This is a genomic window from Planctomicrobium stercoris, from assembly GCF_051465655.1.
Lineage (GTDB): Bacteria > Planctomycetota > Planctomycetia > Planctomycetales > Planctomycetaceae > Planctomicrobium.
In genome coordinates this window covers 4,741,157-4,757,743 of the sequence record NZ_CP195791.1, presented here as the reverse complement: position 1 = coordinate 4,757,743, position 16,587 = coordinate 4,741,157, and the positions used below count along the sequence as shown (strand labels likewise).

The 16,587-nt window shown below is 57.7% G+C and carries 14 protein-coding genes; 5 read left to right on the top strand and 9 right to left on the bottom strand.

The window, feature by feature from the left end; genetic code table 11:
- Positions 1–31: 31 nt before the first annotated feature.
- The 7 genes from SH661x_RS19085 to SH661x_RS19055 form a co-directional block, all read right to left on the bottom strand.
- Positions 32–1,291, bottom strand: coding sequence for a type II secretion system F family protein (locus SH661x_RS19085; protein WP_437224868.1), 1,260 nt, complete (start codon positions 1,289–1,291; stop codon positions 32–34).
- Positions 1,292–1,344: 53 nt separating this feature from the next.
- On the bottom strand, positions 1,345–2,193 hold the full coding sequence (locus SH661x_RS19080; protein WP_437224866.1) for a type II secretion system F family protein: 849 nt from the start codon (positions 2,191–2,193) through the stop codon (positions 1,345–1,347).
- A gap of 228 nt (positions 2,194–2,421) precedes the next feature.
- Positions 2,422–3,753, bottom strand: a complete 1,332-nt coding sequence (locus tag SH661x_RS19075) for a CpaF family protein (protein WP_437224863.1) — start codon at positions 3,751–3,753, stop codon at positions 2,422–2,424.
- Between the two features lie 102 nt (positions 3,754–3,855).
- Positions 3,856–5,028 carry a hypothetical protein gene (locus SH661x_RS19070; RefSeq protein ID WP_437224860.1) on the bottom strand — a complete coding sequence of 391 codons (1,173 nt, stop codon included), beginning with the start codon at positions 5,026–5,028 and terminating at the stop codon, positions 3,856–3,858.
- 55 nt (positions 5,029–5,083) lie between these two features.
- Positions 5,084–6,052 carry a Flp pilus assembly protein CpaB gene (cpaB, locus tag SH661x_RS19065; protein ID WP_437224858.1) on the bottom strand — a complete coding sequence of 323 codons (969 nt, stop codon included), beginning with the start codon at positions 6,050–6,052 and terminating at the stop codon, positions 5,084–5,086.
- 214 nt (positions 6,053–6,266) lie between these two features.
- A complete protein-coding gene (locus SH661x_RS19060) occupies positions 6,267–6,623 on the bottom strand; it encodes a TadE family protein (RefSeq protein ID WP_437224855.1) in 357 nt (118 codons plus the stop codon).
- A gap of 56 nt (positions 6,624–6,679) precedes the next feature.
- Entirely contained in the window at positions 6,680–7,294 is a 615-nt protein-coding gene (locus tag SH661x_RS19055; protein WP_437224852.1) for a prepilin peptidase, read from the bottom strand.
- Positions 7,295–7,803: 509 nt separating this feature from the next.
- On the opposite strand from SH661x_RS19055, the gene SH661x_RS19050 reads away from it, so the two are divergent.
- The 4 genes from SH661x_RS19050 to SH661x_RS19035 all read left to right on the top strand — a co-directional run bounded on the left by SH661x_RS19050 (position 7,804) and on the right by SH661x_RS19035 (position 11,303).
- Entirely contained in the window at positions 7,804–8,328 is a 525-nt protein-coding gene (locus SH661x_RS19050; RefSeq protein ID WP_437224850.1) for a carboxypeptidase-like regulatory domain-containing protein, read from the top strand.
- A gap of 75 nt (positions 8,329–8,403) precedes the next feature.
- Positions 8,404–8,703, top strand: coding sequence for a hypothetical protein (locus tag SH661x_RS19045; RefSeq protein ID WP_437224847.1), 300 nt, complete (start codon positions 8,404–8,406; stop codon positions 8,701–8,703).
- A gap of 177 nt (positions 8,704–8,880) precedes the next feature.
- Entirely contained in the window at positions 8,881–10,215 is a 1,335-nt protein-coding gene (locus tag SH661x_RS19040; RefSeq protein ID WP_437224845.1) for an ATPase, T2SS/T4P/T4SS family, read from the top strand.
- 77 nt (positions 10,216–10,292) lie between these two features.
- Positions 10,293–11,303, top strand: a complete 1,011-nt coding sequence (locus SH661x_RS19035; protein WP_437224842.1) for a CNNM domain-containing protein — start codon at positions 10,293–10,295, stop codon at positions 11,301–11,303.
- A gap of 166 nt (positions 11,304–11,469) precedes the next feature.
- On the opposite strand, the gene SH661x_RS19030 is transcribed toward SH661x_RS19035, so the two are convergent.
- Positions 11,470–13,281 carry a 30S ribosomal protein S1 gene (locus SH661x_RS19030; RefSeq protein ID WP_437224839.1) on the bottom strand — a complete coding sequence of 604 codons (1,812 nt, stop codon included), beginning with the start codon at positions 13,279–13,281 and terminating at the stop codon, positions 11,470–11,472.
- Positions 13,282–13,765: 484 nt separating this feature from the next.
- On the opposite strand from SH661x_RS19030, the gene SH661x_RS19025 reads away from it, so the two are divergent.
- Positions 13,766–14,923 (top strand): hypothetical protein, encoded by a 1,158-nt coding sequence (locus SH661x_RS19025; protein WP_437224837.1) that lies wholly within the window; start codon positions 13,766–13,768, stop codon positions 14,921–14,923.
- A 133-nt stretch (positions 14,924–15,056) separates the two neighbouring features.
- Here SH661x_RS19025 and glnA read toward each other — a convergent pair whose 3' ends face one another.
- Positions 15,057–16,469: a type I glutamate--ammonia ligase gene (gene glnA / locus SH661x_RS19020; RefSeq protein ID WP_437224834.1), complete on the bottom strand. Its 1,413-nt coding sequence runs from the start codon at positions 16,467–16,469 to the stop codon at positions 15,057–15,059.
- Positions 16,470–16,587 lie beyond the last annotated feature (118 nt).

Below are 16,587 nucleotides of genomic sequence, written 5' to 3'. Positions count from 1 at the left end.
GGTGAAGTGTCTGGTTGAAATCCTCGTGCTCTTACCGCTGGCGTTCGATCGCCTGGCTGGCTCCTCGGTCCAGGCCTTCCAGACCGCCGCCGGCGAAGAACCGGTTGAGTTCGATCAGGGCGGGGCCCATCAGGAACAGGAACACCGCAGGCATCAGGCACAGCACTGTGGGGAAAAGCAGCTTGAATGTCGCTGCATTCGCCTTTTCGTCCGCCCGTTGCTTCTGAGCTTCCCGCATGCTGTCGCTGTAGTCGTTCAGGGCTTCTGAGACGCTTGTTCCCATCTGCTCGGTCTGAATCATCAAAGACGAGAACGAGTGCACGTCCGGGGTGTCGACCCGCTCGCTGAAGTTGCTCAGAGCTTCGGTGAGATGCCCGACGCGTGCCTGATCGGCGACGATATTCAGTTCTTTCGCGAGTGCGGGATACACGGGGGCAATGTCCTGTCCGACTCGTCGCAGCGAGGCCGGGACGGTCATCCCCTGGGAGACACACATGTTCAGCAGGTCCAGCATGTCCGGCATGGCGTTTTCGATTTCCCGCAGCCGGTTGGCAGCCTTTCCTCGAATGTACAATGTCGGCAAGGCCCAGCCGATGGCGGGACCGACCACCATTCCGGCGATCATGTAAGCTTCGAGCGATTCCGGCACTACGATCAGCAGTGCCCCGAAGAGAATGATCGGAAGGACAATCCCCAGGTAGCGGACCGCTGATAGATTCTGCCAGGCATGCGGAGTGTAGTACCCGGCATTCCGAAGAGACTTGGTGAGTGCCCGGCGACCCTCTTCGGTCGTCGGGAGCAGTTCGGAGAGAACGGGGGTGGCTGCGCCGAAAGCGTAGTCGCTGCCGTCCGCCCAGGGGTATTCTTCTCCCACATCTTCGAACAGGTTCTTCTTGACGACGGACTTGGGTTCGACCGGCCAGTAGTTGCTCGCTGCATATCCGCGTCGCGCTGTCGATTCGTCCCCTTCGAAAATGGTTGTCTTTTCCGTAGGAGAGACGGATTCTGACGGAGCCGGACCGGAAGTGGATGCTGCAGTGCTCTGGACGACCGTGACGGGTGGGGCTGGCGTGGCTGGTGTCTGCGGACGTTGGCGGGGACGCATCTTGGGTGCGTTCGCTGCCGCCTGGGCCCGTCGTCGTCTCCATTGCCACAGCTTGAACATTACGTACAGCAGCACGACCGTGCCGATCCCGATCGTCAGCTGGTTGAACTGCGACGACGTCAGGGGCGGAAGATTCAACTTGTCGTATTGAACCTTGAGCTGTTCGATGATCTGGGAAAAGTTCATGGCAATGGCTTCTTCAACAGCGGGAGAGTCTCGTCACTCGCTTCTGTTTTTCATTAACTCTGATTGCTCTTCTGCAGCACGCGGATGACCCAGACGGCTCCGATGAATTCCAGGATGAACGCCAGGATCGTGCATCGCGATCCCCAGGATGAGGCGAACAGCGTGGTCAGGTAATTCGGATCGCGGAACACGAAGAACGCGAGAATGGCTGGGGGCAGAATGATCATCAAAAAGGCAGTCGCACGGCTGGCAGCAGTGGCCGCCTTGAGACGACCCTGAAACTGGATGCGGTCGCGAAGTGTTTGGGAGAGTCGATCGAGCACACGCACGAGGTCACCCCCCGTCTGCCGATGAACCGAAAGGGCCGTCGCCAGCACGCTGGTGGCAACCAGACCCGTGCGGTCCGGCAACTCCGCCAGGGCTTCATCGATGTCGAGTCCCAGCGACAGCTTGCGGGTGCAGTTCCGCAGTTCGGCTCCGAGTGGATTGGGAGTGTCGGTCGCGACCTGCAGGAGACAGTTTTCAAGACTGCGGCCGGTTTTGGCTGCGCGGGAGAGCTCGTCGATCATGGGGGGGAGCTGATGCACCATCATCGATTGTCTTCTGGCCCGCACCACCATCGAGACGACGATCGGAATGAGAAATCCCAGAAACGCCGCCATGGCGGTCGTGATCAGGTTTTCCTGCCAGACGAACATGAGTCCGCCGAGCGTCAGGCCCGAGCACAGACACAACGCCAGCACCATCGTCGGAGAGGTGATCATCCCCGATTGCAGCATCAGCCGGTCGAACCAGCTGTTCAGCTGATTCCCCAGCGACGGATCGTTCGGGACTGCGAAGGTCTCCGTCTGGCGAAGGATCCCTGAGAAGTCTCGACCTGGTTTTAAGATTGTGTTCGCCATGATGTCATTCAAAAACGCGTCACTGAGCCCCTGTCTCTGGGGTGTGTGACGGCGATTCGGGAGGATTGATCGATCGAAAGCTGTGTTGATCGCCGTCGGAAAGCCACAGTTTCGTCAGATCTGCTCTAGAGCTGTTTTGCCAATAATCTATTACGTTCCGCAGGCGATCATATGGACTTTCATGCGGTGAAAATCCTGGATCGCCTGCACATGATAGACCAAACTGGTCTAGATATTCGTGCGGTATTCCATTCCGGTCTTCAGTTCACGTGCGGTAAACAGTTTCGAATTCAATTCGAATCCGCGTGAAGCCATTTTTCGCAGACACTCCGGTTCATATCCGGTGGCATAGAACGAGCCGATCGCCTTGCCGTGAGCATCGATACCGGCCATTCGATAGACGTAAATGTCTTCAAGACGAAACTCGCCATCGACGACGCCCGTTAGTTCGGAAATTCGCATCAGCTTTCGTTCTCCGCTGGCGAGTCGGGCGATGTGGACGAAGATCTGAATCGCGGAGGCGATGTACTGCCGGGTCACCTGCGTAGGGAGTTCCGCTCCGGAGAGTGCGATCATCAGTTCGAGTCGGTGCAGTGCATCTTTTGTATCGTTGGCGTGAACGGTGCTCATGGAGCCGTCGTGGCCGGTGTTCATGGCCTGGAGCATATCCAGCACTTCGCCGCCGCGCGCTTCGCCCACGATGATGCGGTCAGGCCGCATTCGCAGACTGTTTCGCAGCAGATCACGCGGCGTGATCAGTCCTTTTCCTTCGACGTTGGGAAGACGGGTTTCGAGGCCGACGACGTCCGCCTGCTGAAGTTGAAGTTCCGCGGTTTCTTCGATGGTCACCACACGTTCAGTCGCGGGGATGAACCGGCTCAGGTTGTTGAGCATGGTCGTCTTTCCTGCACCGGTACCGCCGGAGAGGAGCACGTTCATGCGGGAACGGACAATCTGAATCAGGAAGTCTGCCATCTCCGGGGCCAGCGTCCCGGTCTGGACCATGTCTTCGATCCGCACGATCTGTGTCTTGAATCGACGAATGGAAAGGGTGGGGCCACGCAGTGCCAGAGGGGGGATCACTGCATGCAGACGCGAACCGTCGGCCAGCTTGGCGTCGACCATCGGTGAAACTTCGTCGATTCGACGGCCAGCCTGACCGACCAGTCGCTGTATGAAACGCAACAGATGGTAATCGTCGGCGAATCGGACGTCGGTCTTTTCGAGGAGACCGTTTCGTTCGACGAAGACTGCGTCGTGGCCGTTGACAAGCACGTCGCTCACGGCCGGATCATCCATCAACGGCTGAATCGGACCGAAGCCGTAAATCTCATCCATCAACTCGCGGATCATCCGCGGACGTTCTCGCTCCGGCAACTGGTTTTCAGCGCGGTTGCACAGATGGGTTGCCAGAGACTCCAGCTGGCGCCGGAACTCGACTTCTCCCAGTTCGCCCGCCTTGGACATGTCGATCGAATCGACCATCTGGCGATGCAGCTGTGTTTTGATCCGCTGAAACTCTGCGGAGCTCTCGGTGTAGTTTTCTGCGACAGCAACCATTCCGACGTGTCCTGTTGTTGTTGGCGAGCGGGAGTCGTCAGTCTCCCGATTTCGCGATCTGATTCATTGGCATCGGGAGACTCACGTCTCCCGCTCGCCGATTCACTGCGTAATCGAAAGCTTATAAATGTACGGGTTACCTTGAGCGTCCCCCTGGTAGAGTGCTTCTTCGTCCAGCACTGCCGTCCGGGTAACAATCACGCCCGGCTGAAACGTCAGCTGCGGGCCTTCGCGGTTTTCTGAAAGATGCATTAAACGGCCGGCAACCAGCCGCGTGACTTTCACCTGAGTTTTTCCGTCCTTCCCGCCACTGACGGTGGAATACAGCAGCAGGATCCGCAGCTGACCGATCTGGGACTCAAGAGCCTCCATCGGTCCTCCCGAGAATTTGTCGGTGGCCTCGAGGTCCAGCGGGTCCTGCTGAAGGGAGAAATACTCACCGAATCCGCTCAGATCTTCCGCCGACCAGCCATCGTGGATCTGTCGATCGATCTCGGCATCCTGCAAGCCGTTTCCAATGTCGACGAGGTATGCGTTGTTGGTTCCCTGCTGTCCTTTGGGAAGCAACAGAATCTCGGGGAGCCCGTCGGGAGCTTCTTCGACGGTTTGAGTTTCGGCGTTCCAGCTGAAGAGGTCAGATCCCTGACGCAGTTCAATCTCCTTATTCCAGGTCTGCACCTTGGAGTCGGAACTGGATTCGAGAATGGCAATGGGCCAGGCAGGGACGTCGACCGGCCCGAAGGCTCGCAGTCCGGCAATCAGATTCGTGATGCTCGCTTCTGCAGTGACCGTGACATCGGCCACGGAGCGGCCCGAGAGCAACGGAGCCAGCATTGCGACCGGATTATTCCTCGATCGATCGCGATGTCCGATGACCACCACCGAGTTGGGGTACTCATCGGTTTCGATGGTTTCCTGCTGACCGGTCGCAGGATCGAAGAGGACACGGCCCAGATGAACTTCCATGCGGCCTGTCTGCGGGCCACCGACCTGATTTCGATTGGCCTGTTCGTCGGCAATCTCACGCACGCGATCGGAGATCGCATAGGGATCGACTTCCGGCTTCAGCAGATCATCACTCGCTAATCCCTGAGCAGCAGCGAGGGCGACTGCCTGTGTGGATGTTCTCAGTTCTTCCTGAACGTTGGTCAGCCAGTATTCGTTGAAGACGAGGGCCATGCAGCCGCCGCAGATCAGGATTGCCAGCACGATCCCCGGCAGGAGTGAACCCCTGCGTGATGCGCGAACGGCAAAATGTGGTCGGCGGACAAGCACGTGAGGACGTCCTCAAAACCTCTTCAGAACTGGAGATTTCCAGGGGGCAATCGCCCTATCGGTTGAATCTGTTAACTCGTGGCCCTGCTGCGGAAGGGCCTTCGGGGTTGCCCCCTCCAGCTTCATTTCCGCTGCCGTTGTTTCTTCCCCCGTTCGGGTTCGACGATCCGCTATTTCCGTCGCCGCTGTTGGGGGGCGGAAGGTTCTGGTCGTCCAGGTTATAGGACCGGCTGATCATTCGACCGTTCTGGAAGCTGTGGATCGTACGACCGGTTCCCTCGAACAGTTCGGTGACGAAAGGCGGGGTCGGCGGCACAGGCGGAGTGGGGGTGTATCCGAGGATCTCGTACAGAGTGGCGCGATCCGCGTCACTGACGGCCACACCCCCTGTCCCTTTGCCTTCGGGGGCATAAACAAAGTTCAGGGTCCCTTTGTCTTTCGCCAGCAGGATGATGTTGGCCTGCTCTCGTGTCAGTTCCAGGGTCACGTCGGTGTTCTGGCGGTTGGCACTACTGGAACCGATCTGCAGAATCTTCACCCCTTTGAAGAGAGTCATGATCCGGCCGCCGGTATCTTCCAGATCGGGATCGCTGTCAGGGATGAAATGAATGTCGACGTACTGCCCACGCGTCGCGGGGATCGGGGAGGTGGATGGAACCGTCACTGCGACCATCCCCGGCTCCAGCACCAGCGGAGCGTTCACTCCGGGCGGATACAGGTCGGACGACTTGATCGGCTCGGTGGCCAGAATCTTGTTCTTCACGACACGGCCCACCAGGGCGCGGCTGGTGAGAACCACATCACGGGTCAGCTTGGTACGTGCAGCGGGACCTGTGGCCAGATTCGCTTCGGTGATGCGGGTTCCCGGTTCCAGGTCGGTCAGCGACATGGGAACGCTGACGTTCGTGTCGACCAGGGGGGGCGCTTCGCGGGCCAGCAGCTTCTTACCCACATACATCACCACCAGAAGTCCGACGACTCCCAGCATGACCATCGTCAATAACGCGGGTGACAAACGTCTCACGGCTGAACTCCTCTAACGCCTGTACTCAGGCTTCGTTTCGGCGGCAGGCTCCTGCGGAGAGGACTTACCAGCCGACTGATGGCAACTTGATTTCGTCTTGATGAACTGCTTTTGAAGTTGGTAGGGACTCGTTGGCAGTGGGTAGGAAGAGACTCCTGATGTTTCGTATTTTCCTGCCCATTACCAACTGCCAACCACCCACTCTCCTGCTTCTCTATTCCTTCAGCATCCGGGTTTCCGCAATCAGATCCCGACCGACCAGGTTGTACCCCAGTGGCCAGAGCAGATTGGGGGCGGCTGCAGACATCGGCACACGCACGGTGACAATGACTTCATCTCCCGGATACTTTCCCAGCGTCGACTGGACTTTGTATGTGGACTGATATTTCCCTGCGAGCGCCCTGCCGACCTCAGACTGCACGTCTTCCGGCCAGACTCCATTCAGGGCTGCCAGTCGGGCTCCCGCCCGGGACGCCTGAACGACGTCGCTGCGCGCGTACATCAAAAATGAAAACTCAAAGATCCCCAGCAGCAGGACGAACAGGATCGGGAGCGTGAACACCAGTTCCATGCTCATCACCCCGCGACGCCGGGATGGCCTGCTCCTCCGGAATTCGCCGCGGAATCTCATTGCACACTCTCCACGGCCGGGGTGTGAGCGGTCGATTCGGCGTGCAGTTCCCGTTCAATACGAGGCACGTTCCAGAACAGCACCATCCAGGTCGCCACTGCGACCGGACCGGCGTAGGCCATTACGCGCCGACGCATCTTGTCGTCACGGGTTTCGACAACGACCGGTTGACCAGCCTTGGTCTTGCCTGTCGCCAGATATTTTTCGCGGGTGCGCCCGAGCCCTTGTTTGATAATGGTTCGTACGACAACAAAGCTTGTCGCTGCCAGCACAAACAGGGTGCTGACGAAGAGGACTGCCAGCGTCATCTGAAAACCGAGCCAGACGCTGAGAGCGCCCATCAGCTTGACGTCTCCACCGCCCCCTCCTCCGATGAACCAGAGCACGAACAACAGTCCGAAGCCGACGAGGAAGCCCAGTGCCGCCGACCCCAGATGTTCCCATCCGTAGGCGATCGACATTCCCAGCTGGTAGACCCAGCCGGCGAAGAACATCGGCAGGGTGAGCTTATTGGGAATCCGCTTCGTGCGAAAATCCATAAACGCCGCTGCAGCGGTGAACGCGGAGACGGCAAGAATCAGAATGATCGTGGGAAGGCTGAGGGAGCTCATGTGCGCGGAGGTTCCGTGGCAAATTGAACGGGATTGCGTATGTTGCAACGCTACCACATGTTTCAATGTGGCAGCGTGCATGTTGTGCGAAAAACCCAGTTTTCCCAGCCTGCACTTCATGCACATCATGCATATTCGGAACATCCTGTTCGTGAGGCTGCCGACTCTTCACCCCGCTTCGCTCTGCACAGCACTCTTTAATAGTGTTGTCGCGTCGAATTTCTTGCTCTGTCCGGCGGCCGTCCAAAGAGACAATCGGCAACTTTCGCCGGTGGCATCGGACTCTTGCCCCGGTTTCTGCCAGTTGCGAACAACCTGCACTTTTGCAGGTGGATAAAATCACCCTTATGGCCGGGACGGAATTTACCGATTGAATCGAATATGACGGTGTCGCCGTGTTCAAATAGGTCGAGAATTCCGCACCCTCGTGACTTGCAGCAGTCACGTCTGTCGGAAGGCCGATTTTTTGATGCGGCCAAACCGTTGAGACCTTTTCGCGAACCACTTCCATGACCAGATCCCGACAATTGACAGTCAGTGTCGTTCTGATCAGCGCCCTGTTGCCACAGTTGACAGGTCGTGCGAATGACCGTGTGAAGAAGCAATCGGATGAAGCGTTCGGACGCGATGTGATGCTGTCTGAATCGACTCTGTTTGGAAAATACGTCAACGCGAGTGGGGCGGGAATCAAGGATGTCCGGGCCAGCATCCGTCAGGCCGGAAAAGAGGTCGCTTCCGGAATCACTGATGCCCAGGGGAACTTCCGCGTCTCCGGACTTCAAACCGGTGTCTACGAAGTGATCATCGGCTGCCGGTCGGAGTTTATCCGGGTCTGGGATTCGGAAACCGCTCCTCCCATGGCCAACCCCTCCGCCAGGATCGTGCGGGATGGTCATCTTCAGGGGAATGGCGGCACCGGCGGGATGCTGAAAATCATGGGACCCGGTGGGAACGCCCTGGATCTTTTCGGCAGTCTGTTTGGCAACAGCACGTCGATGAAAGATCCCGCTGTGACGATCCCGAATACTCCGTGATTGTCACACTCTCTGTCTGCAACGCTCCTGCATGTGGGGCCGACACCGCCTCACGATGAGATTTGAATCCGCTCCATGATTGAACGCGAATCCTCAGTTGAAACTCTCGAAGAGCTGCACGCTTTCGTACATGCCGAGTTGTGTGAGTCCGAGAACCTTCTGGCCGAGCAGTTTCACACGCAGCGAAAAGCATTGTTTGTCAAAGACAAACTCTGCGGCATTGAATTCTCGCTGCAGGGGCTGCGTTCCATTCGTCTGGGAGCGATCTGGGCCGCCGACCAGAACGTGGTGCATTTTTACAACGCCCGTGGTGAGCGCAATCTCAAGGTGAAGCTGACCAATCGCCTCTCTCTGGAATCCGCAGCCGCCGGCTGAACGGCTCCCGATCAGACATCGGTTCAAATCGTGATCGACGCGTTTTGTCACACACCTGAAGTGTGTGGCTAACTCGTTGTTCTTCGCCTGCAATGACTGTCATTTTCCGACCGGCTTTGTCAAAATGCCGATTCCGGGCAAATTATATCTCTGCGGGTATCTTTTCAGGATTCAACTGTGATCTTCGGATTCGGACGTGGTGCGTCAAAAGGAAAGCCCAAGGTCGAGAAGGAAGAGGATGAAGAGGAAGAACTCGTCCTTTTCCAGGGGGCGATGAATGGGAATAACCCCGATCTCTCCGCGAATCCTCGGCTCGTTCAGGCGGGACTGGTTCCTACCAAACAGATGGTCAGCGATGCGCTGGCCACCCGGGCCGATATGATCAAGCTCGATCCCAAAGGGCAGGTGGTTGCTTCGACCGTCTACGTCGACAGTGCCCCGATGGCCCCCACCCGGCTGCCAGCGCAGCAGGGCCTGGCCATCAGCCAGATGCTGAAGCTGCTGGCTGGTCTCGATATTAAAGTTCGAGGCAAGCCGCAGGCGGGGGCAATTAAAGCGGAGTACAAAGGAAAGGTGTACGAGCTGCGGATCAATTCGCAGCCTGTTGAAGGGGGAGCCGAACGCCTGATTCTTCGGGCCTATGATCCCAAGGCACTCATTGAGAAACCTAAAGAGCTGGGCTTCTCGGACTCGCTGATCGAGAAGGTGCGGGCGCTGGGGGCCGAGAAATCGGGTCTCGTCCTGGCTGCAGGCCCCCCGTTTTCCGGACTCACGACTCTGAAGATCGGTCTGATGCGGTGTACCGACGCCTATCAGTACTCGATCTACTGCCTGGACATGTTCGGAGGACGCGAACTTTCCTATGTGAAAATGTTCGAAGCTCTTCCCGGTGACGACCTCACCAAGACCATGCAGCGGGCTCTGCGTGAAGACGCCGACGTTCTGACAATTGAACCGATCGACGATCCCGCGAAAGCCCTGGCCGCACTGGAGTTTTCCAGTAAGGCTGCGATCATCTCCGACATGCATGCACGGGATTCCGCCGACGCCATCTTTCGGCTGGTGCAGATGACGAAGAAGCCCCAGCTGGTGGCCGAGCAGCTCAAGCTGGTGGTCAGTCAGATGTTCATCCGGCAGCTGTGCAAGAAGTGCCGTCGGGCCTATCGGCCGAATCCGACGTTGCTGAAGAAGATCGGGCTCCCCCCTGAAACTCGCGTTCTTTATCGTCCGGCAGTCGAAGGGACTCAGGCGAAGGAAGACGAGGAAAACAGTGATACCGCTGCTTTCTGCGAGACCTGCAACGGACTGGGGTACTTCGGGAAAATGTCCCTGCTGGAAGTCATCGAGATGACCGAAGGGGTGCGGAAAGTGGTCCTGGCTCAAGGGGACGCCAAAGCGATTCGCTCCGCGGCCCGGGCAGAGAAAATGCAATCGTATCAGTCCGATGGCCTGCGCGCGGTCGTCGAAGGAAACACGTCGCTGGAAGAACTCCAGCGGGCCTTCAAAGCCTGACCGATTGACCTTCATCAAGGAGAACGATTCAATCAGGCACGTTGATTTCGCATCATCGTGCCTGATTGTTCCACATCATGCCGGACTGGCTGCAAGGTGTTTTGGCGATCGTGATGTTGCTGGGGGGAATCCGCATGAGCGCATTCTTCAGCGGATCCGAAACCGGCTTCTACCGGCTCAGCCTCCCCCGCCTGAACATCGACAGCCGTGCTGGCGATCGAAAGGCAGCACGACTTCTCTGGTTCACCAGTCGCCCCGCCTACTTCGTCGGCACATGCCTGATCGGCAACAACGTTGCCAACTACCTTTGTTCGGGGGCGGTCAGCAGTTCCATGGTGCTGCTCTTTGGTCAGACGACCGAAGCGCTAGAAGTGGCCGCCACCCTGGTACTCGCTCCGTTCATCTTTCAGTTCGGTGAACTGCTTCCCAAGAGCGTCTATTACCAGATTCCGTATTCGTCTCTGAAGCGGGAAATCCGCTGGTTCCACATCTGCTATCTGCTCTTTCTGCCCGTCAGCTGGCCGATCATGCAGCTGATTCGACTCTTCGAGCGTCTGCAGGGGCACTCCGATCCCGTTCCGGATATCCAGATGGGACGAAACCGCCTTCTGCAGCTGATGCAGCATGGTCGTCGCGAAGGTGTACTGACGGATCTGCAGAGTCGGCTTGCCAATGGACTGTTGCAGCTCGCGCCGCAGTCTCTCATGTCCTCGATGATTCCCTCCAATCGAGTGCTCGGAGTGTCCGATCGCTCGACCCGCAATGAGATGCTCGACTTCGCAAGGAAGTTCGGGGTTTCAGCGGTGGCTGTCTATCGCGGACAGGATGAGTCGAGCTGGTACGGATACGCTTTCGTCGCGGAGCTGCTGACGACAGAAAGGGCGCTCCCACTCATCCATCCGATGCCTGTCTTTGGCCACCAGACGAGCAAGCTGGAAGTGCTGCATCGCCTGCAGGTCAGCGACGCCAGCTATGGCGTGGTCCAGCAACGGGGCGAGACGCTGGGAATCATCGCCCGCAATGGACTCGTCGAACAGATCTTCCGACCAGAACTCGCCCCCGGCGGCCGCGTTTCAACGGCCAGCTGAATACCGGCGCCGTCTGATGAACGGTTGGGATCCGCCGTTCATTCGGGATCAACGAGCACGGGCGGTGCATCATCAAAAAGAAACGGGACCGCGTTGTTCACGCGGTCCCGTTCAGATCTTCATCTACAGGCCCTTTCACGCGAGGCGTGAAAGGAATTCTGCGGAATTACTCGTTGTTATCCCCACCCAGTGAGAACAGCGGACCCGAAGCTCCAGCGGTTCCCCCCTTGAGTTCGCGCGGAGCGCTTTCGCCACCGGAGCTGCCTGAGCCGGAGTCCTGATCCTGCGGAATTTCCGCATCCAGCTTCATCGACAGACCGATCTTGCGATCAGCGGTATCGACTCGCAGAATCTTGACGTCGATCTCGTCGCCGACGTTCACGATTCCTTCAGCGGTCTTGGTGTTGTCGCCGCCGGTCAGTTCCGAAACGTGCAGCAGTCCTTCCAGTTCCTTGTCGAGTTCGACGAAGACGCCGAAGTTGGTGATCTTCGTGACCTTGCCTTTGACAATGGAACCTGGCTGGAAGCGGGCGGGGATTGTGGTTTCCCACGGATCGTCGTCAAGCTGCTTGAGTCCCAGGGCGATCCGCTTGCGTTCTTCGTCGACAGAGACGACGACGCATTCGATTTCATCACCCTTCTTGAGCATTTCGCTGGCGTGCGAAATTTTGCGAGTCCAGGACATGTCGCTGACGTGCAGCAGACCATCCACACCTTCTTCGAGTTCGATGAAGGCACCGTAGTTGGTGAGGTTGCGGACGGTTCCCTTGACGTGCTTGCCGACGGGGTACTTGTCGGTGACGTTGTCCCATGGGTTGGGCTGAGTCTGCTTCATGCCCAGCGAGATTTCCTGCTTGTCGGTGTTGATGCCCAGCACCACCACTTCGACTTCGTCGCCGATCGCCACCATTTCGCTGGGGTGATTCAGGCGGCGGGTCCAGGACATTTCGCTGATGTGGACCAGACCTTCGATGCCGTCTTCGAGTTTGACGAAGGCACCATAGGTCATGACATTGACCACTTCGCCCTTGACGCGGGAGCCGACCGGATACTTCTCGGCGACGTTGTCCCACGGGCTGGCGAACTTCTGCTTGAGACCCAGAGCGATCTTTTCTTTGTCGCGATCCACATTCAGGATCATGACTTCGATTTCGTCGTCGATCTTGACCATCTCGGACGGATGATTGATACGGCCCCAGCTCATGTCGGTAATGTGGAGCAGACCGTCGATGCCCCCCAGGTCGACGAACGCACCGAAGTCGGCGATGTTCTTGACGATCCCTTTGCGGACCTGGTTTTCGGTGATCTCGGACATCAGCTTGCGCTTCATTTCGGCGCGCTGTTCTTCGATCAGGCGACGGCGTGAAACGACGATGTTCTTGCGGGTGTCGTCGATCTTCAGAATCATGCACTCAATGGCATTGCCGACGAATTCGCCGATGTCGGCAGGACGACGCACGTCCACCTGGCTGGCAGGCAGGAACACGTTCACGCCGCGCTGGCCGGACGTCGAGACCGATTCGCCGATGTTGACCAGCAGACCACCCTTGATCTTGCGAACGACCATCCCCTTGATGGTATCTCCTTCGCCGTAGCGGCCCACGACCCAGTCCCAGTCCTTCTGGCGGTCGGCCTTGCGCTTGGAGAGGAGCACCAGCCCGAAATCGTCTTCGATTTCTTCGAGCAGGACTTCAATCGTATCCCCGACTTTGGGCTTCTCTTCGTCTTCGGCCCACTCATTCAGCGAGACCATTCCCTCGCTCTTGTAGCCGATGTCGACGAGGACTTCATCACCTTCAATGCTGAGAACTTTACCGTGCACAAGCTGATTGGAGTCGAATGGACTGCTGGTGCGTTCGTAAACGCGATCCATCTTGTCGTCTTCACTCGAAATCCAGTCCGCGATCTCCCCGCCCATTGCAGCGTCGAGCTCAGCGTCATCAACTTGAAATTCCCGAAGCAGGTTACGATTGACCATTAGAAACCTTGTTTTGCCGAATTGGCGACATCTCGCCGCGAGCCATTCCAACGCAGAACAGTCGCCATCCAAGAAGTCAGTGTTGAATGTTCCCGCGCAAGCGCATCACACGATGCACTCTGAAGACGCCGGACCATTTTTGTTTGAGTGATCAGTTTCCATCACTTCCATCACGAAGTTCAGCAGCCTGGATCCGAAATCGAATCCAACTGCCGGTCGCAGAATACCGATCCCCCTGCCCTGTTCTGAAACGTTTTACGATCTTTACGCAAAATCGCTCCGGAAAGGGGAATCCCGCACTTTATCACATTCTGGACGACTGATACCAGCCGCTTTGCTGCGAAAAAGAGAGAAGAGATCAAGGAGACAAACTCGCGTCTGCAGATACTTTGAGCGACTCAGACGCTACGATAGTATCGGCAAATTCGATACACCCAGCCGCCACCAAATCCCCCGGCATCGCTCCTTCAGCCCATTTTTCCTCATGAATCCCTTCGAACAGATTGAAAAAATCCGGAACGAACAAGGAGCAGCTGCGGCACTCGAGCAACTGGTGGCCACACTTCGTGAGCAGAAAGAATGGCACAACTTGTTTGATGCCAGAATGTTGCAGAAGAAGCATGCCCTCGGGCTGCCGCTGAGTCGCCCCACGAGCCTGCAGGATGTGCCGGAAGTCCATCGAAAGAGTATTGAGGAGACCTACCTGCTGGCTGCCCGGGAAGCGGGGGAAGGTTTTCTGGCCGATGGCGACATTCTGAACGCCTGGATGTACTTCAAAGTGGTCCGCGAGCCTGAAAAGGTCGCGCAGGCCCTGAACGAGCTTCCTGACGAAATCTCCGACTACCAGCAGCTGGACCGAATGGTTCAGATTGCCCTGCACCAAGGGGTGAACCCCGCCAAAGGGGTCCGGTGGATGATCAACGGACATGGACTCTGCAGCACCATTACCGCACTGGATCAAACGCTCCCTGAGTTGACTCAGCCACAGCGGGTTGAGTGTGCGAAGATCATGGTTCGCGAGTTGTACAACGAGCTGCGTGAGTCGGTGCAGCGGCACGTTGAACAACGCATCCCGATGCTTCCGCCGAATCAGTCACTCGAAAAACTGATTGCCGGCCGGGACTGGCTGTTTGAAAACGGCAGCTACCACGCAGACGTCTCGCATCTGGCTTCGATTATCCGATTTGCCCGCTCGATCGAAAGTCCTGCGGAAGAGCTGGAAATGGCACTGCAACTGGCTCAGTACGGGACGAAGCTGGACAAGTCGCTGCAGTATGCAGGCGATCCCCCCTTCGGCGATGTTTACCCTGCACACGTCCATTTCTTTCATGTGCTTTTGAACCGTCAGCGTGATGCCGGGCTGAAGTACTTCCGCAGTCAGCTGGAAGCGGAACCCGATGCCCAGGACAAACCGATCTACGCCTACGTTCTGGTCGACCTGCTGGTCCGGTGCGGGCAGCTGGAAGAAGCGGTGAAGGTGGCGGAAGTCCACCTGAACAATCTGGGCGAAGAGGTGAGCGTCTCGTTTGATGAACTCTGCACAGACGCCGGCCGCCTGGATGTCCTGAAGAAAGTCCGCCGCGAACAAGGCAACCTCGTCGGCTTCACCGCGGCTGTTGTACGGGAAGCATCCGCCAGCTGATTGAACCTCACGAAGTCACAACTCCTGAGGTCGAGTCGGTGCTACAACCGCGGGAAGATCGGTTCGGAGATGCACGATCGCGTGGTCGCGACTCTTTTGCGAACAGCGTCTCGAATTGAACGCGCCGCTCACATCACGAGTCGTAGTACATCGCGAATTCCCAGGGGTGCGGGCGTTCTCGTAGGGCGTTGACTTCGTGGGTCTGCTTGTACCAGATCCAGGTGTCGATCACGTCTTCGGTGAAGACGTCCCCGCGGAGCAGGAATTCGTTGTCGTCCCGCAGTGCCTGCAGGGCATCTCCCAGCGATTCGGGAACTTTCGGGTAGTCCGCGAGTTCTTCCGGGGTCAGGTCGTAAATGTCTTTGTCCAGCGGAGGACCGGGGTCGATGCGATTCTGGATACCGTCGATCGCTGCCATGAGAACCGCCGACATGGCGAGATATGGATTGCAGGTCGGGTCCGGGAAGCGGTATTCAAACCGCTTCGTATCGGCGGAGGAGGCGTGGACCGGAATGCGGACAGCGGCCGACCGGTTTCTGAAACTGTAGGTCAGGTTGACGGGGGCATCGAAGCCGGGCACGGTTCGCTTGTAGCTGTTGGTCGTAGGGCAGCAGAACGCGGAGAGGGCGGGAGTGTGCTTGAGGATCCCCCCCAGAGCGTGCATCGCCAGTTCACTCAGGCCACCGTACCCGGAGCCTGCGAATAACGTCTGACCCTGCTTCCACAGCGAAAAATGCATGTGCAGCCCGGAACCGTTCTCGTTCCAGAGCGGTTTTGCCATGAATGTGGCTGTTTTGCCATACCGGGCTGCCACGTTGCGGGCGATGTACTTGAACCGCAGCAGGCGATCGGCAGCGGTGAGCAGAGAGGCGAACTTGAGATCGACTTCACATTGTCCGGCGGTGGCGACTTCGTGATGCTGGCCTTCAATGTCGACGCCGCACGCCTGACAGGTCAGCATGATTTCGGTACGAAGATCCTGCAGCGTGTCCCCCGGGGGCATGGAAAAATAGCCTTCGCGGCGACGGATCCGGACGCCGCGGTTGGGGGCCTGCTGGCTCGATCCGCGATTCCATTCCCCTTCCATGCTGTCGATGTGGTAGTAGCCTTCGTGTTCGTTCTGGTCGAACCGGACGTCATCGAAGACGAAGAACTCCGGCTCCAGACCGAAGTTGGCAACTTCGGCAATGCCGGTGGAACGCATGTAGGCTTCCGCCTTGCGGGCGACGTTCCGTGGATCGCGGGCGTAGTCTTTACGGGTAATTGGGTCCTGCACATTGCAGGTCATCGAGAGGGTCGACTTCATGAAGGGGTCGACCATGGCAGTGTCCGACTGCGGAACGACGAGCATGTCGCTCTCGTTGATCGCCTGCCAGCCACGAATCGAAGAGCCGTCGAACGTCAGTCCTTCTTCGAAGCTTTTTTCCGTCAAAACAGCCGAAGGGATCGTGAAATGTTTCTGCGTCCCCGGAAAATCCATGAACCGAAGGTCAATCGCCTGGATTTCATTTTGACGGCAGAGCGCCAGCACTTCCCGCGGAGTCATGTCAGTGTCCCGAGTCTTTTTGTGGATCAATGTTGTCAGTCACCATTTGCCGGACGTCCTGGATCATTGAGGGATGACGCATGACTTTCAAGGCGAATGTGAGATGGCAGTTGACCGA

What these genes read in the sequence shown, in the direction of transcription:
- SH661x_RS19085 (WP_437224868.1), bottom strand. Translation starts at nt 1,291, where the DNA reads ATGAACTTTTCCCAGATCATCGAACAGCTCAAGGTTCAATACGACAAG.
- SH661x_RS19080 (WP_437224866.1), bottom strand. Translation starts at nt 2,193, where the DNA reads ATGGCGAACACAATCTTAAAACCAGGTCGAGACTTCTCAGGGATCCTT.
- SH661x_RS19075 (WP_437224863.1), bottom strand. Translation starts at nt 3,753, where the DNA reads ATGGTTGCTGTCGCAGAAAACTACACCGAGAGCTCCGCAGAGTTTCAG.
- SH661x_RS19060 (WP_437224855.1), bottom strand. Translation starts at nt 6,623, where the DNA reads ATGGAACTGGTGTTCACGCTCCCGATCCTGTTCGTCCTGCTGCTGGGG.
- SH661x_RS19055 (WP_437224852.1), bottom strand. Translation starts at nt 7,294, where the DNA reads ATGAGCTCCCTCAGCCTTCCCACGATCATTCTGATTCTTGCCGTCTCC.
- SH661x_RS19050 (WP_437224850.1), top strand. Translation starts at nt 7,804, where the DNA reads ATGACCAGATCCCGACAATTGACAGTCAGTGTCGTTCTGATCAGCGCC.
- SH661x_RS19045 (WP_437224847.1), top strand. Translation starts at nt 8,404, where the DNA reads ATGATTGAACGCGAATCCTCAGTTGAAACTCTCGAAGAGCTGCACGCT.
- SH661x_RS19035 (WP_437224842.1), top strand. Translation starts at nt 10,293, where the DNA reads ATGCCGGACTGGCTGCAAGGTGTTTTGGCGATCGTGATGTTGCTGGGG.
- SH661x_RS19030 (WP_437224839.1), bottom strand. Translation starts at nt 13,281, where the DNA reads ATGGTCAATCGTAACCTGCTTCGGGAATTTCAAGTTGATGACGCTGAG.
- SH661x_RS19025 (WP_437224837.1), top strand. Translation starts at nt 13,766, where the DNA reads ATGAATCCCTTCGAACAGATTGAAAAAATCCGGAACGAACAAGGAGCA.
- glnA (WP_437224834.1), bottom strand. Translation starts at nt 16,469, where the DNA reads ATGACTCCGCGGGAAGTGCTGGCGCTCTGCCGTCAAAATGAAATCCAG.